Origin of the sequence: Halobacteriovorax marinus SJ (assembly GCF_000210915.2) — a bacterium.
Taxonomy (GTDB): Bacteria; Bdellovibrionota; Bacteriovoracia; order Bacteriovoracales; family Bacteriovoracaceae; genus Halobacteriovorax; species Halobacteriovorax marinus.
Map to the genome: position 1 here is coordinate 3,265,957 of NC_016620.1, position 24,345 is coordinate 3,290,301.

The 24,345-nt window shown below is 37.1% G+C and carries 38 protein-coding genes; all 38 read right to left on the bottom strand.

Going from position 1 to position 24,345, the window contains the following annotated elements:
• Window positions 1-95 precede the first annotated feature (95 nt).
• The 38 genes from BMS_RS15570 to BMS_RS15755 all read right to left on the bottom strand — a co-directional run bounded on the left by BMS_RS15570 (window position 96) and on the right by BMS_RS15755 (window position 24,175).
• Window positions 96-719, bottom strand: a complete 624-nt coding sequence (locus BMS_RS15570) for an L-threonylcarbamoyladenylate synthase (RefSeq protein ID WP_014245783.1) — start codon at window positions 717-719, stop codon at window positions 96-98.
• Window positions 719-1,696, bottom strand: a complete 978-nt coding sequence (hflC, locus tag BMS_RS15575) for a protease modulator HflC (protein ID WP_014245784.1) — start codon at window positions 1,694-1,696, stop codon at window positions 719-721. The genes BMS_RS15570 and hflC overlap by 1 nt, the downstream gene beginning before the upstream one ends.
• Window positions 1,696-2,706 (bottom strand): FtsH protease activity modulator HflK, encoded by a 1,011-nt coding sequence (gene hflK / locus BMS_RS15580; RefSeq protein WP_014245785.1) that lies wholly within the window; start codon window positions 2,704-2,706, stop codon window positions 1,696-1,698. Before hflK ends, hflC begins: the two co-directional genes overlap by 1 nt.
• 8 nt (window positions 2,707-2,714) lie before the next feature.
• Window positions 2,715-3,227, bottom strand: a complete 513-nt coding sequence (locus BMS_RS17250; RefSeq protein ID WP_014245786.1) for a biotin/lipoyl-containing protein — start codon at window positions 3,225-3,227, stop codon at window positions 2,715-2,717.
• A 2-nt stretch (window positions 3,228-3,229) separates the two neighbouring features.
• Window positions 3,230-4,678: an acetyl-CoA carboxylase biotin carboxylase subunit gene (locus BMS_RS15590; protein ID WP_014245787.1), complete on the bottom strand. Its 1,449-nt coding sequence runs from the start codon at window positions 4,676-4,678 to the stop codon at window positions 3,230-3,232.
• Window positions 4,675-6,237, bottom strand: coding sequence for an acyl-CoA carboxylase subunit beta (locus BMS_RS15595; protein WP_044557720.1), 1,563 nt, complete (start codon window positions 6,235-6,237; stop codon window positions 4,675-4,677). Before BMS_RS15595 ends, BMS_RS15590 begins: the two co-directional genes overlap by 4 nt.
• Window positions 6,238-6,533: 296 nt before the next feature.
• Window positions 6,534-8,105 carry a sigma-54 interaction domain-containing protein gene (locus BMS_RS15600; protein WP_014245789.1) on the bottom strand — a complete coding sequence of 524 codons (1,572 nt, stop codon included), beginning with the start codon at window positions 8,103-8,105 and terminating at the stop codon, window positions 6,534-6,536.
• Window positions 8,106-8,289: 184 nt separating this feature from the next.
• Window positions 8,290-8,847, bottom strand: coding sequence for a TlpA family protein disulfide reductase (locus BMS_RS15605; protein WP_014245790.1), 558 nt, complete (start codon window positions 8,845-8,847; stop codon window positions 8,290-8,292).
• A gap of 72 nt (window positions 8,848-8,919) precedes the next feature.
• Complete coding sequence (rplQ, locus tag BMS_RS15610; protein WP_014245791.1) at window positions 8,920-9,276, bottom strand: 50S ribosomal protein L17; 357 nt, start codon at window positions 9,274-9,276, stop codon at window positions 8,920-8,922.
• Window positions 9,277-9,310: 34 nt separating this feature from the next.
• Entirely contained in the window at window positions 9,311-10,324 is a 1,014-nt protein-coding gene (locus BMS_RS15615; protein ID WP_014245792.1) for a DNA-directed RNA polymerase subunit alpha, read from the bottom strand.
• Window positions 10,325-10,348: 24 nt separating this feature from the next.
• On the bottom strand, window positions 10,349-10,735 hold the full coding sequence (gene rpsK, locus BMS_RS15620) for a 30S ribosomal protein S11 (protein WP_014245793.1): 387 nt from the start codon (window positions 10,733-10,735) through the stop codon (window positions 10,349-10,351).
• Between the two features lie 17 nt (window positions 10,736-10,752).
• Entirely contained in the window at window positions 10,753-11,136 is a 384-nt protein-coding gene (gene rpsM / locus BMS_RS15625; protein ID WP_014245794.1) for a 30S ribosomal protein S13, read from the bottom strand.
• Between the two features lie 20 nt (window positions 11,137-11,156).
• Window positions 11,157-11,273: a 50S ribosomal protein L36 gene (gene rpmJ, locus BMS_RS15630; RefSeq protein WP_014245795.1), complete on the bottom strand. Its 117-nt coding sequence runs from the start codon at window positions 11,271-11,273 to the stop codon at window positions 11,157-11,159.
• Between the two features lie 26 nt (window positions 11,274-11,299).
• Complete coding sequence (infA, locus tag BMS_RS15635) at window positions 11,300-11,524, bottom strand: translation initiation factor IF-1 (RefSeq protein WP_014245796.1); 225 nt, start codon at window positions 11,522-11,524, stop codon at window positions 11,300-11,302.
• A gap of 83 nt (window positions 11,525-11,607) precedes the next feature.
• Window positions 11,608-12,246, bottom strand: coding sequence for an adenylate kinase (locus BMS_RS15640; RefSeq protein WP_014245797.1), 639 nt, complete (start codon window positions 12,244-12,246; stop codon window positions 11,608-11,610).
• Window positions 12,246-13,556, bottom strand: coding sequence for a preprotein translocase subunit SecY (gene secY / locus BMS_RS15645; RefSeq protein WP_014245798.1), 1,311 nt, complete (start codon window positions 13,554-13,556; stop codon window positions 12,246-12,248). The genes BMS_RS15640 and secY overlap by 1 nt, the downstream gene beginning before the upstream one ends.
• 12 nt (window positions 13,557-13,568) lie before the next feature.
• The gene (gene rplO / locus BMS_RS15650; protein ID WP_044558239.1) at window positions 13,569-14,024 is read right to left on the bottom strand and encodes a 50S ribosomal protein L15; all 456 of its coding nucleotides are present in this window, start codon (window positions 14,022-14,024) and stop codon (window positions 13,569-13,571) included.
• Between the two features lie 22 nt (window positions 14,025-14,046).
• Window positions 14,047-14,232, bottom strand: coding sequence for a 50S ribosomal protein L30 (rpmD, locus tag BMS_RS15655; protein ID WP_014245800.1), 186 nt, complete (start codon window positions 14,230-14,232; stop codon window positions 14,047-14,049).
• 14 nt (window positions 14,233-14,246) lie between these two features.
• Window positions 14,247-14,837: a 30S ribosomal protein S5 gene (rpsE, locus tag BMS_RS15660; protein WP_014245801.1), complete on the bottom strand. Its 591-nt coding sequence runs from the start codon at window positions 14,835-14,837 to the stop codon at window positions 14,247-14,249.
• A 10-nt stretch (window positions 14,838-14,847) separates the two neighbouring features.
• Window positions 14,848-15,222: a 50S ribosomal protein L18 gene (gene rplR / locus BMS_RS15665; RefSeq protein WP_014245802.1), complete on the bottom strand. Its 375-nt coding sequence runs from the start codon at window positions 15,220-15,222 to the stop codon at window positions 14,848-14,850.
• A 63-nt stretch (window positions 15,223-15,285) separates the two neighbouring features.
• Window positions 15,286-15,822, bottom strand: a complete 537-nt coding sequence (gene rplF / locus BMS_RS15670) for a 50S ribosomal protein L6 (protein WP_014245803.1) — start codon at window positions 15,820-15,822, stop codon at window positions 15,286-15,288.
• 9 nt (window positions 15,823-15,831) lie between these two features.
• Window positions 15,832-16,215, bottom strand: coding sequence for a 30S ribosomal protein S8 (gene rpsH / locus BMS_RS15675; protein ID WP_044557722.1), 384 nt, complete (start codon window positions 16,213-16,215; stop codon window positions 15,832-15,834).
• 15 nt (window positions 16,216-16,230) lie between these two features.
• Complete coding sequence (gene rpsN / locus BMS_RS15680; RefSeq protein ID WP_014245805.1) at window positions 16,231-16,536, bottom strand: 30S ribosomal protein S14; 306 nt, start codon at window positions 16,534-16,536, stop codon at window positions 16,231-16,233.
• A 20-nt stretch (window positions 16,537-16,556) separates the two neighbouring features.
• Window positions 16,557-17,096: a 50S ribosomal protein L5 gene (gene rplE, locus BMS_RS15685; protein WP_014245806.1), complete on the bottom strand. Its 540-nt coding sequence runs from the start codon at window positions 17,094-17,096 to the stop codon at window positions 16,557-16,559.
• A gap of 13 nt (window positions 17,097-17,109) precedes the next feature.
• Window positions 17,110-17,421, bottom strand: a complete 312-nt coding sequence (rplX, locus tag BMS_RS15690; protein ID WP_014245807.1) for a 50S ribosomal protein L24 — start codon at window positions 17,419-17,421, stop codon at window positions 17,110-17,112.
• Between the two features lie 18 nt (window positions 17,422-17,439).
• Complete coding sequence (gene rplN, locus BMS_RS15695) at window positions 17,440-17,808, bottom strand: 50S ribosomal protein L14 (protein ID WP_014245808.1); 369 nt, start codon at window positions 17,806-17,808, stop codon at window positions 17,440-17,442.
• A 47-nt stretch (window positions 17,809-17,855) separates the two neighbouring features.
• Window positions 17,856-18,110, bottom strand: coding sequence for a 30S ribosomal protein S17 (gene rpsQ / locus BMS_RS15700; RefSeq protein WP_014245809.1), 255 nt, complete (start codon window positions 18,108-18,110; stop codon window positions 17,856-17,858).
• A gap of 2 nt (window positions 18,111-18,112) precedes the next feature.
• Window positions 18,113-18,310: a 50S ribosomal protein L29 gene (rpmC, locus tag BMS_RS15705; RefSeq protein WP_014245810.1), complete on the bottom strand. Its 198-nt coding sequence runs from the start codon at window positions 18,308-18,310 to the stop codon at window positions 18,113-18,115.
• A 29-nt stretch (window positions 18,311-18,339) separates the two neighbouring features.
• Window positions 18,340-18,750: a 50S ribosomal protein L16 gene (rplP, locus tag BMS_RS15710; protein ID WP_014245811.1), complete on the bottom strand. Its 411-nt coding sequence runs from the start codon at window positions 18,748-18,750 to the stop codon at window positions 18,340-18,342.
• A 102-nt stretch (window positions 18,751-18,852) separates the two neighbouring features.
• Window positions 18,853-19,479 carry a 30S ribosomal protein S3 gene (gene rpsC, locus BMS_RS15715; RefSeq protein WP_014245812.1) on the bottom strand — a complete coding sequence of 209 codons (627 nt, stop codon included), beginning with the start codon at window positions 19,477-19,479 and terminating at the stop codon, window positions 18,853-18,855.
• A 10-nt stretch (window positions 19,480-19,489) separates the two neighbouring features.
• Entirely contained in the window at window positions 19,490-19,825 is a 336-nt protein-coding gene (rplV, locus tag BMS_RS15720) for a 50S ribosomal protein L22 (RefSeq protein ID WP_014245813.1), read from the bottom strand.
• Between the two features lie 46 nt (window positions 19,826-19,871).
• The gene (gene rpsS, locus BMS_RS15725) at window positions 19,872-20,156 is read right to left on the bottom strand and encodes a 30S ribosomal protein S19 (RefSeq protein ID WP_014245814.1); all 285 of its coding nucleotides are present in this window, start codon (window positions 20,154-20,156) and stop codon (window positions 19,872-19,874) included.
• Between the two features lie 15 nt (window positions 20,157-20,171).
• Entirely contained in the window at window positions 20,172-20,996 is an 825-nt protein-coding gene (gene rplB / locus BMS_RS15730) for a 50S ribosomal protein L2 (protein WP_014245815.1), read from the bottom strand.
• 26 nt (window positions 20,997-21,022) lie between these two features.
• Window positions 21,023-21,313 carry a 50S ribosomal protein L23 gene (rplW, locus tag BMS_RS15735; protein ID WP_014245816.1) on the bottom strand — a complete coding sequence of 97 codons (291 nt, stop codon included), beginning with the start codon at window positions 21,311-21,313 and terminating at the stop codon, window positions 21,023-21,025.
• A gap of 3 nt (window positions 21,314-21,316) precedes the next feature.
• A complete protein-coding gene (gene rplD / locus BMS_RS15740; RefSeq protein WP_014245817.1) occupies window positions 21,317-21,934 on the bottom strand; it encodes a 50S ribosomal protein L4 in 618 nt (205 codons plus the stop codon).
• 16 nt (window positions 21,935-21,950) lie between these two features.
• Window positions 21,951-22,649, bottom strand: coding sequence for a 50S ribosomal protein L3 (rplC, locus tag BMS_RS15745; RefSeq protein WP_014245818.1), 699 nt, complete (start codon window positions 22,647-22,649; stop codon window positions 21,951-21,953).
• An 83-nt stretch (window positions 22,650-22,732) separates the two neighbouring features.
• Entirely contained in the window at window positions 22,733-23,041 is a 309-nt protein-coding gene (rpsJ, locus tag BMS_RS15750) for a 30S ribosomal protein S10 (RefSeq protein WP_014245819.1), read from the bottom strand.
• 405 nt (window positions 23,042-23,446) lie between these two features.
• Window positions 23,447-24,175: a hypothetical protein gene (locus BMS_RS15755; protein ID WP_014245820.1), complete on the bottom strand. Its 729-nt coding sequence runs from the start codon at window positions 24,173-24,175 to the stop codon at window positions 23,447-23,449.
• Window positions 24,176-24,345: the final 170 nt, after the last annotated feature.

The following is a 24,345-nucleotide window of genomic DNA, read 5'->3' on the forward strand; positions in this document are numbered from 1 at the left end:
CATCATTGATTGATAGAGGTGATACCAAAAAGACAAAACGAGAATTAGAAGCGTTACTTTAATAGCTATTCTCTTTTTATTAAGTGGTCGCTTACTCATGGCCAAGGCCCTGCACCCTCACGGATGACTTCAACTTCGCCTTCTACGCTTAGATCAACAATAGTTGACTCGCCCACAAACTCATACTCCCCTGGATCAATAATCATATCCAAAGGGCCTCTAAAAGTTTCTTCAATTTGGTAGCTGTAGAATGTCTCTCCTAACTCTAGACCAAGTAGGTCAGCAGTTATATTAGTAGAGAGAAGAACATCGCCATGAATTTCGATTAAATTTTGTGTAATTGAATCAGGACAAAAGCGAACTCCAACTTCTTTATCAGATTTATTTGCCTGAACTGCTCTTGTGATCTTCTTCTTAGCTTCAAAAATAAAAGTGTAGTGACCAGGAACTTTTTTTCGAATCATCTTAAAAGCACTGTCATGGATATAAGCAACTTCTCCTGCATGAGAAATTGTGTCACAAATTAAGCTGTAATGCTTTAATGGCCCTTCATTTTTTACACGGTAGAGTTTCTCCAAGCCTTTCTTATTGAAAGGATCACAAACGATGATCCAATTCGTATCCGTTGGATAGCAAACAAGACCTCCATCCTTTAGGGTCTCGCTTGCTTTTTTTAAAACTCTATCATCAGGGCTTTGTGCCACTACATATTCAATCATTATCTACCTTTAAGATGCTTTAGAAACTCAGAGTCCGAAGAGATGATGAAGTTCGTCTTATCTTTCAATGAAGACTGATATACTTCCATAGACTTTATAAACTCATAGAATTTAGGACCCTTATTAAAGGCCTTAGAGTAAATTGCTGCCGCTTTCGCATCACCTTCACCTCTAATTTTTTGAGCTTTTCTATATGCTTCTGATTGAATCCTTCTAAGATCTCTTTGTAGGCGACCTTCAATTTTAGCTTTTTCACCAGAACCAATTGATCTAATTTTCTGAGCAATTCTTTGTCTCTCAGAGATCATTCTCTCATAAACTTTCTTCTCAACAGATTGCTCATAAGAAATCCTTCTAAGTTGAACATCAATAAGCTCGATTCCAAAAGCTCTCAGCTCTTGATCTGCTTTTTCAACGATTAGCTGACTAAGCTGCTCACGACCAGTATAAATCTTCTCGATTTCCCCAGTAACACCCTCTTCAACATAGTTTTCACCATTTTTAATTTTCTCAGCAATTTCGGCTTTCTCTTTTTTGATCTTATCGATAATCGCGTTTGTATTTCGAACAGACTCAACTAAGTTGTGAGAAGAAATAATATTTCTAGTTGCAGAATCGAGGATTGTATCAAGTCTTGCCTTAGCACCAGACTTATTTCTCACTGTTTGGATAAATTTTAGCGCATCAATAATTCTATATCTTGCGGTAGTATCCACTTTGATAAACTTCTTATCTTTTGTAGGTATTTGGTTTGGTAACCCATCCCAAGAAAGGATTCTCTTATCTACATAGCGAACTTCTTGTACAAAAGGTTTCTTAAAATGTAGACCTGCTTCTGTCTTTGGCTCACCTACAGGTTTTCCAAATTCAGTGATAATGGCCTGTCTTCCCTCATGTAAGATAAAGAGTGATGACTTAGCCAAGACAGCAGTGATAAATAATATAATTACAATTGGAGCGATAAATTTACTTTTCATTACTTGCTCCCTCCATTTAGAGATTTGTTAAATACTGGTAATAATCCTTTCACTTCTGGATCAACTACAGTGATATTTTCAAACCTTTTAAAAATCGTAGACATTGTTTCTAGATAGATTCTCTTTCTCGTAATCTGAGGCGCTCTCTTATACTCTTTAAAAATCGCTTCAAATTTTTCCGCATCACCTAATGATCTATTAACCTCTGCACTAGCATACCCCTCAGCTTCACTAATGAGCTTCTGGGCCTTACCTCTCGCTTCAGGAATAATTTTATTATACTCTCCCTCTGCTTGGTTTATTGATTTCTCTTGCTCCTGCTTAGCTTCGTTCACTTCATTAAAAGATGGTTTCACCACTTCAGGTGGATTAACATCTTGTAGCTTAACAGTCACAATTCGAACTCCCATATCGTACTTATTCAAAACTTCTTGCATAAGAACGAGAGCTCTCGTTTCAATTTCAACTTTCCCAGTAGTAAGAATGTCTGTTACAGATCTATCACCAACAACTCTTCTCATTATTGACTCTGAAACATCTCTAATATTTACTTCTGGCGAAGATGTCTGAAAAAGATATTTAAATGGATCAGAAATTTGAAATTGAACGGCCCATTCAACATCCGCTACATTAAGATCACCAGTAAGCATTAGTGATTCAGTCTTATAGCTATTTGATGAATAAGTCGTTCTTCTCGTTCTCGTGTCCTGAGTTCTGAATCCGAACTCAGCCTGAAGAACTCTCTTCGTTTTGACCTTAATAACCTGATCTACACCCATTGGAACTTTAAAGTGAAGCCCTGGAGGATTTGTTGTTAGATACTTTCCAAACCTGATAACGACTGCTTCCTCGTCTGGCTCAACCGTATAAAAAGAAGTAAAGGCACCTATTACTAAAAGACCAATTACAATAATTGGGCCTAGAAACTTAGCGCTATTTCTAAACTCATTCTTCATACGATCGATATCATTGATAAAGTCGTTCGGATTATTTCCGTTATTAAAGGACATCTCTTCTCCTAATTTGCTTCAATTTCCATCATTAGAACACCTTGCTCTAATGCATCTCCTTCAGAGACGTGAATAGTCTTAACAACTCCATTCACACCACACTTAATTTCATTTTCCATTTTCATGGCCTCTAAAATAATAAGTGTTTGTCCTGCCTCAACGGTATCACCAACTTGTGGTAAGATTTTTACAATCTTTCCTGGCATCTGAGTAAGAAGCTCTCCCTCATTTCCACCACTAAGACCAGAAGGTTTATACCCTCTATAGACATCAAAAACTCTATTTACATTTAACATTCTAGAAGGAAGATCTTGTCTCGAAACTTTTGACCAACGCTTATTATCTTCAGACACAAAGTATTGACCACAGAGTTGTCTTACAAAAATAGTCTTTTGATCTTTAAGTTCATTATCTTCGATTGTTGAAAAATCAAACTCCACTAGTTCACTAGAGTGAACTTTTGTTCTCGTAAGATCAACAATCACTTCACTTTTTTCTTCATCTATTAGATACGTTCTCATGATTACATACCCATCCTTCTCGCTTCAACAGCGGCAAGCATCTTATAAAATCTCATGTGATTTAAATCTGTATTAACTAAATCATTTGGATTCTCTACTTTAATAAAGTCTGTAGAGTACTTTCCATCGATGAAATTTTGGTTATCCATTATCACTTTTAGAAGTGGTTTATTTGTCTTTAGTCCTTCGATGAAGAGACCATTAAGAGCTGCTTTCATTTTTCTAACAGCAACATCTCTAATGATTCCCTTTGCAACGAGCTTTCCAACCATAGGATCAAAGTCAGGCGTTACATTTAGCCCTTTATAAAGACAGTGATCAAAACGAATTCCTTGAGGAAAGTTCGTTTCAAATCCAGTTACTAGCCCTGGAGCAGGTAACATTGTGATCGGGTCTTCTGCACAAATACGGCATTCTATTGCATGACCAGATCTCTTAATGAACTCTTGTCCTGGAAATCCTAAATCATCACCTAGGGCCGATTGAATCATACAAACAATGAGGTCAATTCCTGTGATCTCTTCTGTTATAGGATGCTCTACCTGAATACGAGTGTTCATCTCTAAGAAATAAAAACTCTTATCCTCTCCCATAATAAATTCTACAGTCCCCGCAGAATCATAGTTAACGGCCTTCGCTAACTTTACAGCAGTTTCACAAACATTTTGTCTCAACTCTTCATCGTCACCAATGAATGGAGATGGCGCTTCTTCAATAATCTTCTGGTGTCTTCTTTGAATAGAACACTCTCTTTCAAAGAAGTGATAAACGTTACCTTTCTTGTCTGCAAGAATTTGAACTTCAATATGTCTTGGGTTAACGATTAATTTTTCAACAAGTAGGTCGCCATTATTGAAGGCTGCAAGAGATTCTCTCCCTACTGCTTCAAAATTTGCACGTACTTCTTCTTCATTAGCACACGCTCTCATTCCACGACCACCACCACCGGCAACCGCTTTTAATAGAACTGGATAACCAATTTTCGCAGAAATTTCGACTGCTTCCTCAACGCTTTCAACGGCCTTATCTGTTCCAGGAACAGTCGGCACACCAACTTGATTAGCAAGTTGCTTTGATGTCGCCTTATCACCCATCACTTTAATACATTCTACATTTGGACCAATGAAAACAATTCCCTCACTCTCCATTCTTTTTGCGAAGTCTGCATTCTCAGACAAGAATCCATAACCAGGATGAACAGCATCGACATTATTTTCCTTAATAACCTTCACTAGATTATCAATATTTAAATAAGTCTCAGCATTAGTACTCCCCTTTAGGTGTACCCACTCATCACAAAATTGTAAGTGTGTTGCGTGTACTTCGTTATCTGTCCAAATACCAATTGCTGTGTGACCAAGCTCTCTACATGCCTTAGCAATTCGAGATGCAATTTCACCACGATTGGTAATTAATATCCTTCTACTCTTATTCTCTGGTTGCCTTATCATAATTGAATATTCCCGTGTTTTCTTTTTGGGTTATCAACAACTTTATTCTTTAGAACTACAAGGTATTCATAGATTCTAGCTCTTGTCTCTTCTGGTAAAATAACAGAGTCAACATAACCTCTTTCTGCTGCTCTATAAGGATTTGCAAATCTATCTTCGTAATTCTTTACAAGCTCTGCCTTCTTATCATCGTAGGCTTTTCCTTCTAGTCCCTTTAACTCGTTTCTAAAAACAATATTAACTGCACCATCAGCGCCCATAACTGCAATCTCACCTGTAGGGTAAGCAAGGTTTACATCTGATCTAATATGCTTAGAGGCCATAACATCGTAAGCTCCACCATAGGCCTTACGTGTAATTAAAGTAATCATTGGAACTGTCGCATCCGCATAAGCGTATAAGAGCTTAGAACCATGTTTAATAATTCCTCCATACTCTTGAACAGTCCCCGGCAAGAATCCTGGAACATCAACAAGTGTTAGTATTGGAATATCAAAAGAGTCACAGAAACGAATAAAGCGTGCCGCCTTACAAGAAGAGTCTATGTCTAAAACTCCAGCAAGTACCTGTGGTTGATTTGCAACGATACCAATTTTAATTCCACCAATAGAAGCAAAACCAACAATGATATTCTTCGCCCACCCTTTATGAACTTCCAAGAAGTGCGAATCATCAACGATATCTAAAATAATCTCATTCATATCGTATGGCTTCTTAGGGTTTGCCGGAACAAGTTCTTTTAACTTTGTATTATCTCTATTTACAGGGTCAGCCGTATACTTTGGCGATGGCTTCGTATAGCAAGCTGCTGGTAAGTATGAAAGAAGCTCTCTCACTCTCTCAAAACACTCGTCTTCATCTTGACTTATAAACTGAGCGACACCAGAAGTTTCATTATGTGTCTTAGCTCCACCTAATTCTTCTTTAGTCACTTCTTCGTGAGTCACTGTCTTGATTACATCAGGCCCAGTAACAAACATATAAGAAGACTTATCAACCATGAAAATAAAGTCTGTAATTGCTGGAGAATAAACTGCTCCACCTGCACAAGGTCCCATGATAAGAGAAATCTGTGGAATAACTCCTGAACATTTTACGTTTCTATAAAAGATTTCTGCATATCCACCAAGGGCGTCAACACCCTCTTGAATTCTCGCTCCACCAGAATCATTCATACCAATAACAGGTATTCTATTGGCCAGAGCAAAGTCCATTATTTTACAAATCTTCTTTGCGTGATATTCACCAAGTGCTCCACCCCAACATGTAAAATCTTGAGAGTACAGGGCCACTTTTTGACCGTTAATTTCCGCGATCCCAGTCACAACTCCATCACCAAGATATTCAGTTTTTTCCATACCAAAATCTTTACAACGATGAGTTACAAATTTATCAAATTCAATAAATGTCCCTGGATCTATTAATCTTTCGATTCTTTCGCGGGCTGTATATTTTCCTTGAGAGTGTTGCTTTTCAATTCTTGCAGCTCCACCACCAAGGTCGGCTTGTGTTCTTTTTTCTAGTAATAGAGAACGTTTTTCTTCTAAAACGGTATCCATAAATCCTCCTAAAAATTGAGGGCACATCATACCGTTTTGCTCAAGAAAGTGCTATCAGCTTGCGTCAATTAACGCCAAGCACCCTTGCGCTATAAACTGCTAATATTTTTAGGTTTTTACGAAATTTAATGGATCAGAATTTAGAGGAGCTAACTAAATAAAAAAGGCCGCTTACACAGCGGCCTATATTACTTATTAATTTATTCGCGTGATCCGCCCATGCCTTGTGTCGCTAACGTGTACACAGGTCACAACGATAAAGCTACCCGATCAAATGCTCTGCACTTTAGCGCGCATTACTCTCCAGCCGCTTTCTTTCTCTTATCTAAGTCGTACTTATCAACTTTCATAATTAAAGATGCTCTAGAAACTCCAAGCTCTTTTGATAACTTCGACTTATTGTAATTACACCTCTTAAGTCCTTCCTTAATCATCATTGCTTCTAGTTCTTCCAGCGCATCTTTTAGTGAACCGTTTGTATTTATTCCTCTAGCTACTGCCACAGGCTTGTCACCAGATTCTAGAATTCTTGGACTAAGAAGATCAGGAGTAATCATCTTATCTTCCCCAGCAAGAACAACGAGTCTTTCAACTTCATTCTCAAGCTCTCTTACGTTTCCTGGCCAATGATAGTCCAGGAGAATCTCCATACACTTCTTAGAGAATTGCTTCATTGCCATCCCAGACTCGTCACATCTCTTCTTTAAGAAGTGATCCATAAGAATTGGAATATCTTCCGCTCTATCCTTTAACGAAGGTAGGTTAACGTTAATAACATTTATTCGATAATATAAATCTTCTCTAAACTCACCACTTGCCATCATCGCCTTAAGATCTTTATTTGTTGCCGCTAGAATTCTAACGTCAGTCTTCTTAGGCGCATGAGCACCTACTGGTAAGTAAGTTCCTTCCTGAAGGACTCTAAGCAGTTTTACCTGCATACTAAGAGAGGTATCCCCAATCTCATCCAGGAATAGTGTTCCACCATTTGCAACTTCAAAAAGTCCCGCCTTATCTTTAACAGCACCAGTAAATGAGCCTTTCATGTGACCGAATAGTTCCGAGTCTAAAAGGTTATCGTTAAATGCTGAGCAGTTTAGAGCAACAAATTGCTTTTCCTTTCTTGGTGAGTAGAAGTGAATCGCCTTAGCAACGAGCTCCTTACCTGTACCGTTTTGACCTTGAATGAGTACTGATGACTCTGAAGAAGAGATTTTTTCTAGCAATCTATAGATCTGCTGCATCCCTTTCGATTTCCCAATCATCATATGATATCTATACTTATCTCCAAGCTCAGAGTTAAGCTCTTTAATTCTTGATTCACGCTTAGAGATTTCTGAGTGAAATGTCTTTATCTCATCAGCAACTAGCTCAACTAGCTCCTGTAGATATTCAATCTCTCTTGGATAAAGTCTTCTAAGGCCATCAACCGCAGCACTTGCATCGGCTTCGTTAGCACCTTCAGCAATCATGTGCTTCTTGATCTCTTCAACTTCTTCCTCAGTAATCGAGCTTGAAACAAATGGATAAGCAAATACACTACCTAAAACTTCTCCACCAATTTCAACCTTAGCTCCCACACCTTTAACGTGCTTAAAGAAAGTCTCGAATGATCTTGCCTTATCATCTTCACCCTCTAGAGCATCTGTTACTTTTTCAATATCCTGTCCCATGTAGTTATAACCATGGTTCATTTGCATCTGCACTTTAAAGAAGTGATTCTTAAAATCATAACCCTTATCTACATGACCACTTCTGATTTTATAGTGCATATCTGAGTAGATTTGCTCTACACCAAACCACTTACTTAAAATCTCTTCCAGTTTTGAGATAACGTGTAGGTCTTTAATTTCTTGCCAGTTAATCATTTTTCACTCCATTTCACTAAATAATGTGAACAATAACTTCTACGAGAGAAGCGTTTACTGTCTAACTTTTCGGCAATTGAAATTTATTCTTTAGATTTATTTGTTGATAAATTTGACATAAAAACAGAGTTAAACCATTGAAAATGTGTATTTCTGTCTATTTTTTTACTAGTATGGGTTTAAGCTACTGACCAAATATTAGTCTCTTCACTCTTGGAGCAAATGCCTCCATTTCCCATGACTGCGGCCCAATGAACTTCTTTATATTTTTGAAGTTTTTATCAAAGAGATAAGTCTCTGGAACTTTCACTGTTCCAAAAAGGTTCATACTCTTACCTGATTTATCGTGAGAGATGATCACATTCTTTGGAAGATCTCCAAATCTCTTTAAAAACTTCTTAATTTTCAGATCGTCATCATTAACTGATAGAAGTAAAAATTGAACATTATCATTTTCAAATTTTTCAGCGAATTTTAAAAACTCAGGAAACTCTGCTTCACATGGAGCACACCATGTTCCCCAAAAGTGAACAAAGAACCCATTCGTCGAGCTAAAACTCTCTTTAGTTAACTCTTCTTTAGTGTAAAAGTTGGTTAATTTGAATTCTGGCAATTGCTTTAGAACTGGCTCATCTTCAGCAACATTTAGCATTTCTGTGAATTGCTTTTTCTCAAAAAGAGAATAAGCCAATGTTGCACCTAGAACTAATGTAATAATCAAAACTTTTGAACTAATAGACATAACGAATCCGAAAACAAAAAAACCTTCGGTGGAAACCGAAGGCTTTAATAAATTACTTTAATTTAAAAATAATTAATCTACTAGAGCAATGTATGCCATAGGAGCGTTGTCTCCAACTCTCGCATCTGCCATTTTCATAATTCTAGTGTAACCACCATTTCTATCTTTAAACTTAGGAGCAACGTCAGTGAATAATTTCTGAACAGCTTCTTTATTGTTTAATTTTTTGAAAGCAAGTCTTCTGTTTGCAACAGTGTCTTCCTTTGCAATAGTGATTAGCTTTTCTACGTATGGCTTAATCGCCTTACACTTTGTAACAGTTGTCTTAATTTTCCCGTGATCGATAACTTCGATTGCTAGGTTTTTCATAAGAGAAACTCTGTGTGCCGGACCATTACCAATTCTATATTTATGCTTTTGATGTCTCATAACTACAACTCCAACTGAGCCCTCAGCTTAAAACTTATTCACCGTCCTGAAGGTCTTTCATAATTGAATCTACCTTCATTCCAAGTCCAAGTCCCATGTTACTGAGAATTTCCTTAATTTCATTTAACGATTTACGACCAAAATTCTTAGTTCTTAACATTTCACCTTCTGTCTTAGAAACTAACTCATAGATGTACTTGATGTTAGCATTCTGTAAACAGTTAGCAGAACGTACAGAAAGCTCTAATTCTGAAACAGGCTTTAAAAGAGCGCTGTTAGCAGGGCTAGAAGCTTGCGCTGGTGCTTTTTCTAATCTTACAACTTCTTCTTCATCTTCGAAGTTTAAGAATACTGCAAGTTGATCTCTTAGGATCTTTGCAGAGAAAGCAACTGCGTCTTGTGGTTGAATTCCAGCATTTGTCCATACTTCTAAAGTAAGCTTATCAAAATCTGTTCTCTTACCAACACGTGAGTTTGTAACTGTAAAGTTAACTCTGTGTACAGGTGAGAAAAGAGTATCAACATAGATCCATCCTACAGGAAGATCATATTCTTCTTTATTTTCTGATGCTGTAACATAACCTTTTCCTCTTGCTACCTTAAGTTCAACCTTAATTGAACCACCTGAGGAAATATTACATATAACGTGCTCTGGATTTAGAACCTCAAGGCTTGCACTCTCTGAAATATCTCCAGCTGTTACAGGACCTTCTCCGCTCTTCTCAAGAGTAAGTACAGTATCTTCTTTACCTTTTAACTTAAAAAATACTTCTTTTAAGTTAAGGATAATTTCAGAAACTTCTTCTTTTACGTTATTGATTGTACCGAACTCGTGCTCTACACCCTCAATTCTGATAGCAACAATTCCTGCACCTTGAAGTGAAGAAAGTAGTGCTCTTCTAAGAGAGTTACCTAAAGTTTGTCCATAACCTCTCTCTAAAGGCTTGGCTACAAACTTTCCATAGTTCGCTTTCATACTCTCATTATCTGCTTCAAGAGAAACAGGTCTGATCATATTCGTCCAATTTTTTGCTACAAAATTATCCACGGATAATCTCCTTAATTATTACGATTAAACTCTTCTTCTTTTCGGTGCACGACATCCATTATGAGGGATTGGTGACTTATCTGCAACAGATGTAATTCTCAATCCAACACCAATTAGAGCTCTAATCGCATTTTCTCTACCAGCTCCAGGACCTTTAACTCTTACGTCTACAGAACTTAATCCATGCTCCATCGCTTTCTTAGCAGCATCAGCAGATGCAACCTGAGCCGCGAACGGAGTAGACTTTTTTGATCCACGGAAACCAAGTTGCCCAGCTGACGCCCAAGCAATTGCTCCACCATTAGGATCTGTAAAAGTTACAATTGTATTATTGAAAGAACATTGAATATGGCAGATACCATGTGGAATGTTCTTTTTGACTTTTTTCTTTCCAGCAGTCTTTTTAACCATTTTTCACTCCAACTCTACTACTTCATTGACTTGATAGACTTCTTACCAGCAATTGCTTTCGCAGGACCTTTTCTTGTTCTTGCGTTTGTACTAGTTCTCTGTCCTCTTACAGGTAATCCTTTTCTATGACGAATTCCTCTATAACATCCAAGATCTTTTAATCTCTTAATGTTCAGACCAATTTGTCTTCTAAGATCACCCTCTACCGTATACTCTCCCTCTAGAAGTAGACGAATATTATTCGCTTCCTCTTCAGTTAAGTCATTAGAGTTTTTGTTTAAATCAATTCCCGCTTTAGTGAGTACTTCTTCAGCTACTTTTGGACCAACACCATAGATTGATCTTAAAGCAACAGTAACCACCTTATTACGAGGAATATCAACACCAAGTATTCTTGCCATAGCTACACTCCCCTAAGGTTTTAACCTTGTTTTTGCTTATGTTTAGGGTTTGCTTTACAAACAACCCTTAATACACCTTTTCTTTTAATAACTTTACAGTCTTTACACATTACTTTAACTGACGCTCTAACCTTCATAACATCCTCTTTAACAGTAATACAGCCTACCGGCCTTTACTTCTATATGTGATTCTTCCCTTAGAAAGATCATATTTACTAATTTCAACAAGCACTTTGTCCCCTGGGAGGATTTTAATAAAGTGCATTCTCATTTTCCCACTAATATGGGCTATTACACTATGCCCATTAGGCAGTTTTACTTTAAACTTCGTATTCGGCAAAAGCTCTACAACTTCACCTTCAATCTCTAGGACCTCTGTATTTGCCATTAAGCGAAAACTCCACTAATCCCTGCCTTATATCTAAAGCGGAATCATTATGCAACATATATTGATAAAAATATATTTAAACTCTATTTATTTACAGCTTCAACAACAAGACCATAAACTTCATCAGCTGATCTCGAAGCATCGATAGATACTAAAACACCTTTTGATTCATAATAATCTAAAATAGGGGCAATAGTATTCTTAAAGACTTCCAGTCTATTTCTAACTGTTTCTGCATTGTCATCTTTTCTATGAATAAGATCTTCACCAGAAACATCACACTTTCCTTCCACTTTAGGTGGCCTAGAAAGGAGGTTATAAATCTCTCCACTCTTTGGAGCGATCCTTCTATTAGAGATTCTTTCAACCAAAACCTCTAAATCTATATTAAAGTATATTGCTTTAGAATCCGCGCCCTTAAGAACGTGCTCTTCAAGCAATTGTGCTTGCTCAATATTTCTAGGAAATCCATCAAATATATAAGCAGAATTTTCTATATCGCAATTAGCGTTCAAAAGCTCTAAAACCACTTGATCATTAACAAGGTCACCCCTATCAATTATCCCCTTAACCTTCTTACCAAGCTCCGAGTCTTTAGCGATCTCATTTCTAAGCAAGTCACCTGTTGAAACATGGCTATAACCAAGATTTTCAACAATTTTCTTTGCCTGAGTTCCCTTACCAGTTCCAGGAGCTCCTAGTAATATCAATTGTGGCTTCATTAAAACCTTCTATTTTGTCCGTTATATTTTCCGCGAGACTTGTAAGCTGTTTCATATCTATCAGAGAACATGAAAGCTTGAACATTCATCATCACGCGCACACAAACACTAACCAGGATAAGTAGTGACGTCCCACCAAACCTTGTATTAGCACCTGTAATGATCGTTGGCAGAATACAAATTACCACCAAAAATAAAGCTCCAAAGAATGTCATTCTATTTAAAATGAAATCTAAGTACTCTTTAGTCTTTGCACCTGGCCTAACACCTGGAACAAAAGCATTATTCTTTTGTAACATCTCAGCCACCTTCTTCGTTTTAAACTGAATAGGTGCATAGAAGTACGTCATATAAACAATTAATAGAGCAAATAAAATATTAAATAATAGTTGCCCTGGATACAGAGATTGAATAACTGTATCTAAGTATGGCTTTAATGGGTGACCTTGGCTTACAAAGTTTGCCATAGTCGCCGGAGCAGCCAATAGTGATGATGCTAAGATAGGAGGCATAACTCCACCAGTATCTACCCTAATAGGAAGACTCTGAGCTCCACCATATACTCTATTGTGAACAACTTTCTTAGCATATTGAACAGGAACGCTTCTTTGAGACCTTTCAATAAACGTCACAATGAAGAATCCTGCTAGGATTACAGCTACTGTAATTAATAAGCTAATTCCTGAAAGCTCACCATTTCTATAAAGAGTAAGTTTTTGCATCATTTCAGCTGGTAACTCAACAGCAATACCAGCAAAGATAATTAATGAGATACCATTTTCAAGTCCATACTCAGTAATTCTCTCACCAAGCCAAAGTAGGAACATTGTCCCGGCACAAAGAGTGATCACTGTAGTAATTCTGAAAAGCATTCCAGGCTCTGGAATAACTGGAATATTACCAGCACTCTTGAACCCTTCAAACATAACGGCCATTCCCCATCCCTGTACGGCACAGAGAAGAACAGTTGCATATCTTGTCCACTTTTGGATTTTCTTATTACCTTCCGAGTCTTCTTGTAGTTCTTGAATCTGCGGAATCACCTCTCCTAATAAAGAGAAGATAATTGATGTCGTAATATACGGCATAATTCCTAGTGCAAGAACCGAGAACCTTTTAAAGGCACCACCACTGAAAGTGTTGATAAGATCGAAGATCCCGCCACCACTTTCAGCAAAGTATGAAGCAATAGCTGCGGCATTTACACCAGGAACTGGTATTTGCGCAGCCATTCTATATACGGCAAGTAATAAAAACGTGAAAAATACTTTTTTCTTAAGCTCTTCTAGCTTTCCATGAGCAGTAGACATTTATTAAAATCCTTACTTTTTAGTTTCGATTTTTCCGCCAGCCTTAGAAACCATTTCTTCAGCTGATTTAGAAAACTTATCAATATTAACAAAAGTTAACGATTTTGAAAGCTCTCCGTTACCAAGAATTTTAATTGGTCTTCTTTTATTGATACCTTTTAGGATACCTTTCTCAACTAGCGCTTCACGAGTAACTTCTTCAGTTGTGAATTTTGCTTCAACAATCGCAAGGTTAACTTCAGCGTAAATAGTTTTAAATGGTGCATTAGAGAAACCTCTCTTAGGAAGTCTCATATATAGTGGCATTGCCCCACCTTCAAAACCAGTTCTAACACCGCCACCAGCTCTCGCCTTTTGACCTTTGTGCCCTTTACCAGCTTGCTTACCTTGCCCTGAACCTTGTCCACGACCTAGTCTTTTTATATTTCTATGTGCGCCCTTTGGGCTGCTAAGATTATTTAACGTCAACATATAATTCCCCAATATGGTCTTAGTTCTCTTTTATGTCTAAAAGGTGAATAACTTTCTTGATCATTCCACGAACAGCAGGTGTATTTTCTAATGTTTTCTCAGTTCCAGTCTTTCTAAGACCTAGTCCACGAACATTTGCCTTCTGCTTGTCAGTACAACCAATAGTACTTTTCTTTAATTTTACAGTTATAGTTTTTCCGGCCATTTTTATATCCTCAACTACTTGATTCTAAGCCCTTGAGCTTCTTTTCCTCTAATCTTAGCTACTTGATCAACACTTCTTAAGTTCTTAAGAGCATCAAAAGTTGCCTTTACGATATTGTGAGGATTATTTCCTCTTAGAGATTTTGTTAATACGTCAGTTACACCAGCAAGTTCCATGATTGAACGACATGCACCAGCAGCCTTAACCCCTGTACCGTTAGCAGCCGGCTTAAACAGGATCTTACCTGCATCAAATTCACCAGTTACTTCGTGAGGAATAGTTCCACTATCTAGAGGTACGTTAATCATACTTTTCTGTGCCGCTTGAGTTGCTTTTCTAATTGCTTCAGGTACTTCTTTCGCCTTACCTAAACCGTAACCAACTCTACCTTTCTTATCACCAACGATCATTAGTGCAGCAAAAGAAAATCTTCTACCACCCTTAACAACTTTAGCAACACGGTTAACAGCTACTACTCTTTCTTCAAATTCAGAAACAGGTGCCGCAGCCTTAGGCTTTCTAGTTCCTTGCTTCTTCTTTGGAGCTTTCTTATTTTCAGCTTTCGCTTCTACTTTTGTTTCTTCTACTTTAGTTTCTTCAGTCATGAGATGCCCCTTAAATCTGAATTCCGTTTTCTCTTACACTATCAGCAAGAGTTGCGATAACACCATGGTACTTATAACCACTTCTATCAAATACAGCAGTAGTTATGTTCTTCCCTTTTAATCCTTCAGCAACTTTAGCACCAACAGTTTTTGCTGCTTCTTTATTGCTTCCAGCGCCTACAGCATCTTTTCCGTATGTTTGAACAGAAAAAAGTGTTTGCTGAGCATTGTCATCAATTACCTGTACAGATAAATTTTTGTTTGAACGGAATACACAAATTCTTGGACGATCTGCTGAACCATTAATTTTTGAACGAATCGCTAACTTTCTACGGTAACGACGAGATTGTGCGGCATTGATTATCTTGCCATTTTGCTTTCTCATATTTTCTCCACCCTAAGCTTTGCTATTTCAAGGCAAATGTTAATAAACGGCGAAAGCCGGATCTTACTTAGATCCAGCCTTACCTGCTTTTCTAATAATTGTTTCGTCAGAGTATTTAACACCCTTACCTTTATAAGGCTCTGGTGGTCTAAATGATCTGATTTTTGCTGCTGCAAAACCAACAAGTTCTTTATCACAACCAGTTAGGTCAATAACGTTCTTGTTAACTTTAGCTTCTACACCTGTTGGCAACACATAGTCAATTGGATGTGAGTAACCAAGGTTTAAAGTGATTGTTCCACCACTTACAGCTGCTTTATAACCAACACCGTTAAACTCTAGTGTTCTTGTAAAACCTTCAGATACACCAGTAACCATATTGTTTACTAATGTTCTTGTTGTTCCCCAAAGAGATCTTGACTCTTTAGACTCATCAACAGGCTTAACTACAACACTTTTGTCTTCAAGTGAAATTGTAACTTTATCAGTAAAAGTATACTCTAGTTGTCCCTTAGGACCCTTAACAGCAACGTGAGCACCATTAACTTTAACTTCTACTTTCTCTGGAATTTCTACAGGTACTTTACCAATTCTAGACATTGTAAACTCCTACCATACGTTGCAGAGAATTTCTCCGCCTACTTTAAGTTTCTTAGCTTCTCTATCAGAAATAATTCCCTTAGAAGTAGAAACGATCGCAGTTCCAAGACCACTAATTACTCTAGGAATATCAGAATAACCTGAATATCTTCTTAGACCAGGCTTAGATACTCTCTCTAGGCCAACAATAGCATCTTCTTTAAAAAGAACTTTAATTTTAATATCATTTTTGCTTTTAGCGATAATCTTAAAAGAACGAATATATCCTTCATCTTTTAAAACTTTACAAAGACCAGCTTTTGCTTTTGAAGCAGGAAACTCAACTCTGTCGTGACCCGCTTTAATCGCATTTCTCATTCTAGTCAGCATATCCGCAATAGGATCAGTCATCATAAGTCAGCTCCTTAATTACCAGCTTGATTTAGTTACACCAGGAATCATTCCACTTAGAGCTAATTCTCTGAACTTAATTCTTGAAAGTCCAAATGCTCTGTAGTTTCCTCTTGGTCTACCAGTTAATACACATCTATTTCTAACTCTTACAGAAGAAGAGTTTCTTGGTAGCTTCTGAAGCTTAATTGTTGCTTCCGCTACTTGCTCATCTGTAGAGTTAGTATCATTAATAATCTTCTTAAGCTCAGCTCTTACAGGAGCATACTTTGAGCTTAGTCTTTTCTTCATTTCGTTGTTAACGATTTTTGCTTTTCTAGCCATTATCTCATCCTCAAGATTTATTATTTTGCGAAAGGCATTCCTAATAAAGTTAATAACTCACGACCTTCATCGTTATTTGTTGCAGTCGTAACAATTGATACACCAAGACCTCTAACCTTATCGATTTGGTCATATGTAATCTCAGAGAACATAATTTGCTCTTTAAGACCTAGTGTATAATTCCCACGTCCGTCGAAACCTTTCTTAGAAACACCTCTAAAGTCACGTACTCTTGGTAAAGATATTGTGATCAATCTGTCTAAGAAGTCATACATTCTTTCACCTCTAAGAGTTACAGAAGCACCTAGTGGCATACCTTCTCTAACTTTAAAAGATGCGATTGATTTCTTAGCAGTTGCCACTACAGGCTTTTGTCCAGCGATTGCAGTTAAATCCTTAATGATTGAGTCAACAACCTTAGAATTTGTAACAGCATCTTTAGTACAACAGTTAACAACAATTTTCTCAAGCTTTGGAACTTGGTGAATATTCTTGTACTGGTACTTATCTCTTAACTTACCAACTACTTCATTTTTATAAGTTTTTTGTAATCTACTCATCGTCAGCCTCAACTTACTTCAGTACAGAGCCGCAAGCAACTGCTACTCTTACCTGTTTACCGTCTTTCTCTTCAAATCTTACTCTAGTAGCCTTTTTTGTCTTAGGACTAACTACAGCAACATTACTTAAGTGGATTGGCTTTTCCATATCAGCAAAACCACCAGCAGGATTTTCTTGAGAAGGCTTTAGGGCTTTTCTAGCAAGGTTTACACCTTCAACAACTAGAGTACTCTTCTTAAGGTTAAGTCTTTGAACTTTACCCGTTTTACCTTTGTCTTTTCCTGCAATTACCACTACTTCATCATTAACTTTTATCTTCTGCATCTCTAATATCCTTGCAAGTTATAAAACTTCCGGTGCTAGAGAACAGATCTTCGTAAAGTTCTTTCCTCTTAATTCTCTCGCAACAGGCCCAAAGATACGAGTTCCTACAGGCTCATTATTGTTGTTTAAGATCACCACACTATTATTATCAAATTGGATATATGATCCATCTTCTCTTCTTAATGGGTATGCCGTACGTACAATAACTGCTTTCTTAACATCACCCTTCTTGATCTTTCCACCAGGAAGTGTTTGTTGTACAGCTACCACTATAATATCGCCAAGGCCAGCGCTCATTCTCTTTGAACCGCCTAAAACCTTAACACATTTAACTTCTTTTGCTCCTGAGTTATCAGCTACCAGAAGCTTTGATTGCATTTGAATCATGGGTTTTTCTCCATCTAAATCAGCTTAACATTAACTCGGTAGTCAGATTACTTCTGAGCTCCAACAAGTTCCCACTTTTTCAACTTAGAGTGAGGTCTCGATTCAATAATCGTTACCTTGTCACCAAGTTTTGCCGTATTGTTTTCATCATGAGCGTGATATCTCTTACTAAAAGATACGAACTTATTATAAGTTCTGTGCTTAAAACGACGAACAACATTAACTGTTATAGTTTTGTCATTCTTATCAGAGACAACAACACCTTCTAGCTTTCTCTTAAATTTTTTCTTTTCAACACTCATCACTACTTACCTTTAGAATTCTTTACTGTTAATAAACGAGCAATATTTCCTTTAGCAATTCTAACAGCATGTGGCTTCTCTAGCCCTGATGCTGCTTTTTGCATTCTCATGTTAAAGAGACTAGTTCTAATCTCTTTAACCTTGGCGTCAATTTGCTTGTTATCTAATCCACTTATTTCGCTTAATTCTAGTTTTTGCATCTTCGCCTCGCAATCATTCCGTCTCGGAATTATTCTTCTCTTTTAATAATTCTAGTCTTAACAGGAAGCTTGTACATTGCTAGCTTTAAAGCTTCTTTACTCAATTGAGCATCAAAGTGCTTAATTTCGAAAAGTACACGACCTGGTTTAACTACTGCCACCCATTTTTCTGGAGAACCTTTACCTTTCCCCATTCTAACTTCAGCTGGTTTCTTAGTAAGAGACTTGTCTGGAAAAATCTTAATCCAAACGTTACCACCTCTTTTAATCTTTCTTGTCATGGCAATACGGGCTGCTTCAATTTGTCGGCTTGTTATATACCCACAAGATGTCGCTTGTATAGCAAATTCACCAAACGTGATATTATTTCCACGGTTGGCTTTGCCCTTCATTCTACCTTTATGTTGTTTACGCCACTTTACTCTTTTAGGACTTAGCATATTGACCTCAAAAATACTGTGTTTCTAATCAGTTAGCACTTAACTCGTTTTATTCACGCGCCAGAGGTGCACCATTTATTCAAATCTACAAACTAAAATAGTTTATACGTAGACTTCTCCCTTATATACCCAAACCTTAACTCCAATTACACCGTATGTAGTGTGAGCTTCGGCTGTTGAGTAATCTATATCAGCTCTTAGTGTATGAAGAGGCACTTTTCTTTCTGAGTATCCCTCAGCTCTTGCCATTTCTGCACCACCAAGACGACCAGCAGTTCTAACTCTGATACCTTTAACTCCAGCTCTGAAAGCAGATTGCATAACCTTTTTCATAGCTCTTCTAAAAGCAACACGTTTTTCTAACTGAGATGCGATATTCTCTGCGATTAGCTTTGAATCTGCATCTGGTCTTTTTACTTCAGCAATATTGAAGATTAAAGTTCCCTTAGTTAACTTCTTAAGGTCTTCTCTAATTTTCTCAATTCCTGCACCTTTCTTTCCGATCGCTACACCAGGCTTAGCTGTATAAACAGTAACCTTGATTTGATCAGACGTTCTCGAAATATCAGTTTTAGCTACAGCTGCATTCTTCATGTTTTTTTCAACATAATTTCTGATTGCAAGATCTTCCTTTAACTGTTGTGCATAGTTGTCTTTTGCATACCAGTTAGATTGCCAACCTTTTATATAACCTAATCTAAAACCATATGGATGTACTTTTTGTCCCATTGTATCCTTCCTATGCTTCTTTTAATTCTAAAGTAACGTGACTACTTCTTTTTCTAACTCTAAAGGCACGGCCTTGAGCTCTTGGCTGAACTCTTTTTAGAGTTGGACCCTCATCTGCAAAGATTTGAGTCAGAACTAGATTATCAATATCGTACTTGTCAGAATCAGCTGCAATAGCAAGTCCACTATTGATTAACTTTGTAAGCATAAGTGCAATTTCTTTCTTTTCGCAAAAACGTAGAATCTTAATTGCTTCAGATGCTTTTTTATTTCTAACTAAGTCGCAAACTTGTCTTACTTTTCTCGGAGCTATTCCTACTCTGCGATTCTTAACTGTAATGGCCATAGCGAGCCTCTCCTAATTTATATGCCCCGAAGGGCATTAAAAATTCTTATTTTCTTTTTGCTTTCTTATCAGCGCCGTGACCGTAGTACGTTCTAGTAAGTGCAAATTCCCCTAACTTGTGTCCAATCATATTGTCAGTTACGTAAACTGGAATAAACTTTTTACCGTTATGAACAGCAAATGTTAGTCCAATAAACTCTGGAACAATTGTTGATCTTCTAGACCAAGTCTTAATTACTTTTGAACTTTTGCTCTCATCTCCGATTACCTTGAAAACTTTTTCAAGTAAGTGATAATCAACAAAAGGACCTTTTTTAAGTGAACGGGCCATCTATATCTCCCTAACCTATTTTCTTCTTTTAACAATAAATTTATCTGTTCTTTTATTCTTTCTTGTTTTGAAACCTTTAGTTGGTTTACCCCAAGGTGTAACAGGGTGTCTACCACCTGATGTTCTACCTTCACCACCACCGTGTGGGTGATCAACTGGATTCATAACAACACCACGAACCGTTGGTCTGAAACCAAGCTTTCTCTTACGCCCGGCCTTACCAATGTTTCTTTTCTCATGATCAAGATTTCCAACTTGACCAATTGTGGCTCTACAAACAGATCTTACTTTTCTAAGCTCACCTGAAGGCATTCTTAGAAGTGCACTCTCACCCTCTTTCGCCATTACTTGTACATAGGCTCCAGCTGATCTAGCAAATTGTCCACCTGCACCTGGGTGTAGCTCAACATTGTGAACTAATGTACCAACTGGGATGTCCTTTAATTGCTTAGAGTTACCAACAGTAATATCCGCAGTCGCAGATGAAATAACAGTGTCTCCAACATTTAAACCAACAGGAGCAAGAATATATCTTTTCTCACCATCAGCATATGCTAGAAGAGCAATGTTACAAGTTCTGTTTGGATCGTAACTAATCGCCTGTACTTTAGCAGGGATATCGAGCTTGTTTCTTTTGAAATCAATTACTCTGTATCTTCTCTTAACTCCGCCACCTCTGTGTCTAACAGTGATTCTACCAGCGTTGTTTCTACCTGCCGTGCTCTTTTTAGGAGCTAATAATTTCTTTTCGGGTGCTACACCTTTAGTCAACTCGTCGCTGTTTACGACTTGCATACGTCTTAGCGAAGGAGTTGTCGGTTTAAATTTTTTAATACCCATAGTTCTTCCTCTTCTACTTTATCTAATTAGATTCCTTTAAAGAATTCTATTTTTTGACCTTCACCAAGCTCCACATAAGCTTTCTTAAGTTTAGAAGTCTTCTTAATCGACTTTCCAACTCTCTTTACTTTACCTGGAGTGATATTCGTTTTAACACTTAAAACCTTTACATCATAAAGACTTTCAACTGCTTCTTTAATCTGATTCTTATTAGACTTAAGATTTACTACAAATCCGTATCTATTATATTTCTCAGTTGCAACTGCTGCTTTTTCTGTAATCAATGGTTTTACGATAACATTTTCAATTTGTGCCATTTCTTACCCCAATCTTCCTAAAAGCGCTTCAAGAGCAGCTTTTTCAATTACTAAGTTTTCGTATTTAACAGCTTCGTAAACACTGAAACCTTCAACAGCAAGACCTTTACCATATTGTAAGTTCTTAGCTGCTCTAATTGCTAAAGAGTCTTTTTTCTCTGCAACTACTAGTGCAGGAAGAAGGCCTTTGCTGTTAAGAGTTGTGTATAGTTCTTTTGTCTTTCCGTTTGAGTCAAAAGAGTCAACAACTGTTAACTTTCCAGCTTGAAGCTTATCAGCTAATACAGATTGAATTGCTTTAGCTGCTACTTTCTTATTTAACTTTTGATCATAGCTTCTTGGCTTTGGTCCAAATGTAGTTCCACCACCGACCATGATCGACGCTCTTGTTGAACCTTGACGAGCTCTACCTGTTCCTTTTTGCTTGAAAGGCTTTGCTCCACCACCGCTTACTTGACCTCTAGTCTTCGTACATGCGTTTCCTTGTCTTCTACCAGCTAATGTAGCCTTAACTACTTGGTGAACTACAGGAACATTTATATCTTCAGAAGTAAGACTTACATTTGTGCTAAGCTTACCTGAAGTTTCGAATTTTCCATTAAGTACTGTTATATCTGTCATCTTTACAACCCCTTAATTATTTCTTCAAAGCTTTAGCTATTTTAACGAAGCCATTTTTTGATCCAGGTAATGATCCTTTAATAAGCATATAACCTTTCTCTGTATTAACTTCTACAACTTTGACATTTTGAACTGTTTGTTTAACTGCACCCATGTGTCCTGGCATTTTCTTAAGCTTGAAAACTCTACCTGGAGTTGCTCTGTTACCAATTGAACCGTTTGTTCTATGGAAGTGAGAACCGTGAGACGCTGGACCACCTGCAAAGTTATATCTCTTCATTACACCCTGGAAACCCTTACCTTTTGTAACACCTGTTACATCTACGTAAGTTTCAGGAGTAAAGTTAGCTACAGATAACTCTTTACCTAAGTCGTCAGTTGAAACTGTTTCGTTTTTGATTTCAGCAAACTTTGTTAAGTTAGCGCTAACGTTTGCTTTCTTTAAGTGACCTTTCGTTGGCTTTTTAACCAACTTCTCTCTCTTCTCACCGTAACCAACTTGATAAGCTTCATAACCGTCTGTTTCGACAGTCTTAACTTGAGTTACAATGTTTGGGATTAATTTTACGACTGTCACAGGAACATGGTTACCGTTTTCATCGAAAATTCGAGTCATACCTGCTTTTACGCCGAAAAATGCAGGAAGGTCGATTGAATTTGCAGTTGCAGAATTTTCAGTAGACTGATTCTCAACAGCTGTATTTTCTTCTGTCATTGATCCTCCACAGCATCACCCTACTCTTAGGGATGCATGCATGGTTAATAAAAAATTGAGTTAAAACTTAATCTAACTCTTGATTAGTATTTAATTTCTACATCAACACCAGCTGATAAGTCTAACTTCATTAGGCTATCAACAGTTTGTTGTGTTGGGTCTACGATATCAATAAGTCTCTTGTGAGTTCTCATTTCGAACTGCTCTCTAGACTTTTTGTTAACGTGTGGTCCTCTAAGTACAGTAAATTTGTTAATTTCTGTTGGAAGAGGAATTGGACCAGCAACTCTGGCACCAGTTTCTTTTGCAGTGTTAACGATTTCGTTAACAGAGTTATCAAGTAATTTATAATCGTAAGCTCTAAGCTTAATTCTTAGTCTTGGTTCTTTCATGACTACTAAATCCTCATTTTTTTTACATATAGAGTCAGGGTTTTATGAGTTATTGGGCCCTTTGTCAATCTCTTTTCCACTTTTATCCGAAAAATTTTTATTTTTTTTTGCAAAAAGAATAAATGCGCTCATTTCTTTTCAATTTTATCAACTCACGAGACTATTAAACAAATTCCCTCTACCTCCAGATTCATCTCCAAAAAAATTCTTAATATGATCTTATTCTTCAAAATTTAACCCTTCAAATCCTATGGCCAGAGAGGTATTCCTATAATCTTGGCCAAATAGCCTCTCAACAACAACCAAGACCCTTTCTTCACATTTAAGATTCAAATTGAGGTCAATTGGCGTTCTCTTGGCGGGCGCTTTAAATTTTCATGCAACCTAGAAAGGGAAGAAAAGAATTCATGTCAGGGCATCAACGGGTACTATTTGAAACCTATCTCCTGCACTGTAATTCATCTTTCTTAAAAGGCTTGCCATGTGAGGATTATTTGTTCGTGCGAAGACATCTCCATTTAAAGTACTATGAGAGTAGCTTATTAAGATTTCAGAGAGTCCCCTCTTTCTAAATTTATGCATAGTTGATGTATTCATCATGCAATAATAGTTATTCTTTGGAGTTTTAAAAAACGAAGTAATACTAGCAACTTCCCCTTTATACTTTAATAAAAAGAATCGACACTCCATTTTTGAAGAAACTGACTCCATCTTTTTAGCAAATCCACTAGCGAATCCCTCTGGATACTCAAATCCATTTTGAATGCATTCAGAGAACATCAGGTAATCATCTGTCTCTAAGACTTCAATATCGCCCGAAGGAACATTCTGGGCCTCTATGGCCCCTTTAAAGAAGTACTCGCTATTTTCAATGGCATCATCTCGCCTAGACTCTAGATACTCAATTACAATATTTCCCTTAGTTTCTTTACTATTAAAGAAGTCTTGAAGATCTTTAAGCTCGTTACTTGTATATTTAAACTGTGAGCTTTTCTTGATAGCAATATTCAAAAAACCAACATCATTCGAGGGATAAGTAGCAATTAAATTATAATCATCAGATTCAATAGAAGAAGCTGTTAAAGTTTCCCATAAATAAAACTCTTCAGTTAAAAGTTCAAATAGCTTGGACATTTATTTACTACCTTAATTTGTACTCATTTACTGGAAATCTTCCGTCGGTTAACTGTCAATAGAAATAGATATATTTCTAATAGAAGTAATCAAAGACATTTTCTATTAAGTGTTTCGTGATTAAAACTTTTTACTATCGCTCTTAATAAAAAGGCCATCCGAAGACGGCC

Bases quoted from the DNA above. Each gene is read 5' to 3' on its own strand.
- rplR (WP_014245802.1), bottom strand. From the start codon at position 15,222: ATGAGAAAGCAAAATGGCAAGATAATCAATGCCGCACAATCTCGTCGT.
- rpsN (WP_014245805.1), bottom strand. From the start codon at position 16,536: ATGGCTAGAAAAGCAAAAATCGTTAACAACGAAATGAAGAAAAGACTA.
- rplE (WP_014245806.1), bottom strand. From the start codon at position 17,096: ATGAGTAGATTACAAAAAACTTATAAAAATGAAGTAGTTGGTAAGTTA.
- rplD (WP_014245817.1), bottom strand. From the start codon at position 21,934: ATGACAGATATAACAGTACTTAATGGAAAATTCGAAACTTCAGGTAAG.
- BMS_RS15755 (WP_014245820.1), bottom strand. From the start codon at position 24,175: ATGTCCAAGCTATTTGAACTTTTAACTGAAGAGTTTTATTTATGGGAA.
- BMS_RS17250 (WP_014245786.1), bottom strand. From the start codon at position 3,227: ATGAGAACGTATCTAATAGATGAAGAAAAAAGTGAAGTGATTGTTGAT.
- rplQ (WP_014245791.1), bottom strand. From the start codon at position 9,276: ATGAGACATCAAAAGCATAAATATAGAATTGGTAATGGTCCGGCACAC.
- BMS_RS15640 (WP_014245797.1), bottom strand. From the start codon at position 12,246: ATGAAGCCACAATTGATATTACTAGGAGCTCCTGGAACTGGTAAGGGA.
- BMS_RS15570 (WP_014245783.1), bottom strand. From the start codon at position 719: ATGATTGAATATGTAGTGGCACAAAGCCCTGATGATAGAGTTTTAAAA.
- hflK (WP_014245785.1), bottom strand. From the start codon at position 2,706: ATGTCCTTTAATAACGGAAATAATCCGAACGACTTTATCAATGATATC.
- rplP (WP_014245811.1), bottom strand. From the start codon at position 18,750: ATGCTAAGTCCTAAAAGAGTAAAGTGGCGTAAACAACATAAAGGTAGA.
- BMS_RS15605 (WP_014245790.1), bottom strand. From the start codon at position 8,847: ATGTCTATTAGTTCAAAAGTTTTGATTATTACATTAGTTCTAGGTGCA.
- rplW (WP_014245816.1), bottom strand. From the start codon at position 21,313: ATGGCACAAATTGAAAATGTTATCGTAAAACCATTGATTACAGAAAAA.
- BMS_RS15600 (WP_014245789.1), bottom strand. From the start codon at position 8,105: ATGATTAACTGGCAAGAAATTAAAGACCTACACGTTATCTCAAAACTG.
- hflC (WP_014245784.1), bottom strand. From the start codon at position 1,696: ATGAAAAGTAAATTTATCGCTCCAATTGTAATTATATTATTTATCACT.
- rpsM (WP_014245794.1), bottom strand. From the start codon at position 11,136: ATGGCAAGAATACTTGGTGTTGATATTCCTCGTAATAAGGTGGTTACT.
- rpsQ (WP_014245809.1), bottom strand. From the start codon at position 18,110: ATGAGTGTTGAAAAGAAAAAATTTAAGAGAAAGCTAGAAGGTGTTGTT.
- rplV (WP_014245813.1), bottom strand. From the start codon at position 19,825: ATGGCCATTACAGTTAAGAATCGCAGAGTAGGAATAGCTCCGAGAAAA.
- BMS_RS15595 (WP_044557720.1), bottom strand. From the start codon at position 6,237: ATGGATACCGTTTTAGAAGAAAAACGTTCTCTATTACTAGAAAAAAGA.
- rpsC (WP_014245812.1), bottom strand. From the start codon at position 19,479: ATGGGACAAAAAGTACATCCATATGGTTTTAGATTAGGTTATATAAAA.
- rplC (WP_014245818.1), bottom strand. From the start codon at position 22,649: ATGACAGAAGAAAATACAGCTGTTGAGAATCAGTCTACTGAAAATTCT.
- rpsJ (WP_014245819.1), bottom strand. From the start codon at position 23,041: ATGAAAGAACCAAGACTAAGAATTAAGCTTAGAGCTTACGATTATAAA.
- rpsK (WP_014245793.1), bottom strand. From the start codon at position 10,735: ATGGTTAAAAAGACTGCTGGAAAGAAAAAAGTCAAAAAGAACATTCCA.
- infA (WP_014245796.1), bottom strand. From the start codon at position 11,524: ATGGCAAATACAGAGGTCCTAGAGATTGAAGGTGAAGTTGTAGAGCTT.
- rpmJ (WP_014245795.1), bottom strand. From the start codon at position 11,273: ATGAAGGTTAGAGCGTCAGTTAAAGTAATGTGTAAAGACTGTAAAGTT.
- BMS_RS15590 (WP_014245787.1), bottom strand. From the start codon at position 4,678: ATGATAAGGCAACCAGAGAATAAGAGTAGAAGGATATTAATTACCAAT.
- rpsH (WP_044557722.1), bottom strand. From the start codon at position 16,215: ATGATGACTGATCCTATTGCGGATATGCTGACTAGAATGAGAAATGCG.
- rplF (WP_014245803.1), bottom strand. From the start codon at position 15,822: ATGTCTAGAATTGGTAAAGTACCTGTAGAAATTCCAGAGAAAGTAGAA.
- rplN (WP_014245808.1), bottom strand. From the start codon at position 17,808: ATGATTCAAATGCAATCAAAGCTTCTGGTAGCTGATAACTCAGGAGCA.
- secY (WP_014245798.1), bottom strand. From the start codon at position 13,556: ATGTCTACTGCTCATGGAAAGCTAGAAGAGCTTAAGAAAAAAGTATTT.
- rpmC (WP_014245810.1), bottom strand. From the start codon at position 18,310: ATGCAAAAACTAGAATTAAGCGAAATAAGTGGATTAGATAACAAGCAA.
- rpsS (WP_014245814.1), bottom strand. From the start codon at position 20,156: ATGGCCCGTTCACTTAAAAAAGGTCCTTTTGTTGATTATCACTTACTT.
- rplX (WP_014245807.1), bottom strand. From the start codon at position 17,421: ATGCAGAAGATAAAAGTTAATGATGAAGTAGTGGTAATTGCAGGAAAA.
- rplB (WP_014245815.1), bottom strand. From the start codon at position 20,996: ATGGGTATTAAAAAATTTAAACCGACAACTCCTTCGCTAAGACGTATG.
- rpsE (WP_014245801.1), bottom strand. From the start codon at position 14,837: ATGACTGAAGAAACTAAAGTAGAAGAAACAAAAGTAGAAGCGAAAGCT.
- rpmD (WP_014245800.1), bottom strand. From the start codon at position 14,232: ATGGCCGGAAAAACTATAACTGTAAAATTAAAGAAAAGTACTATTGGT.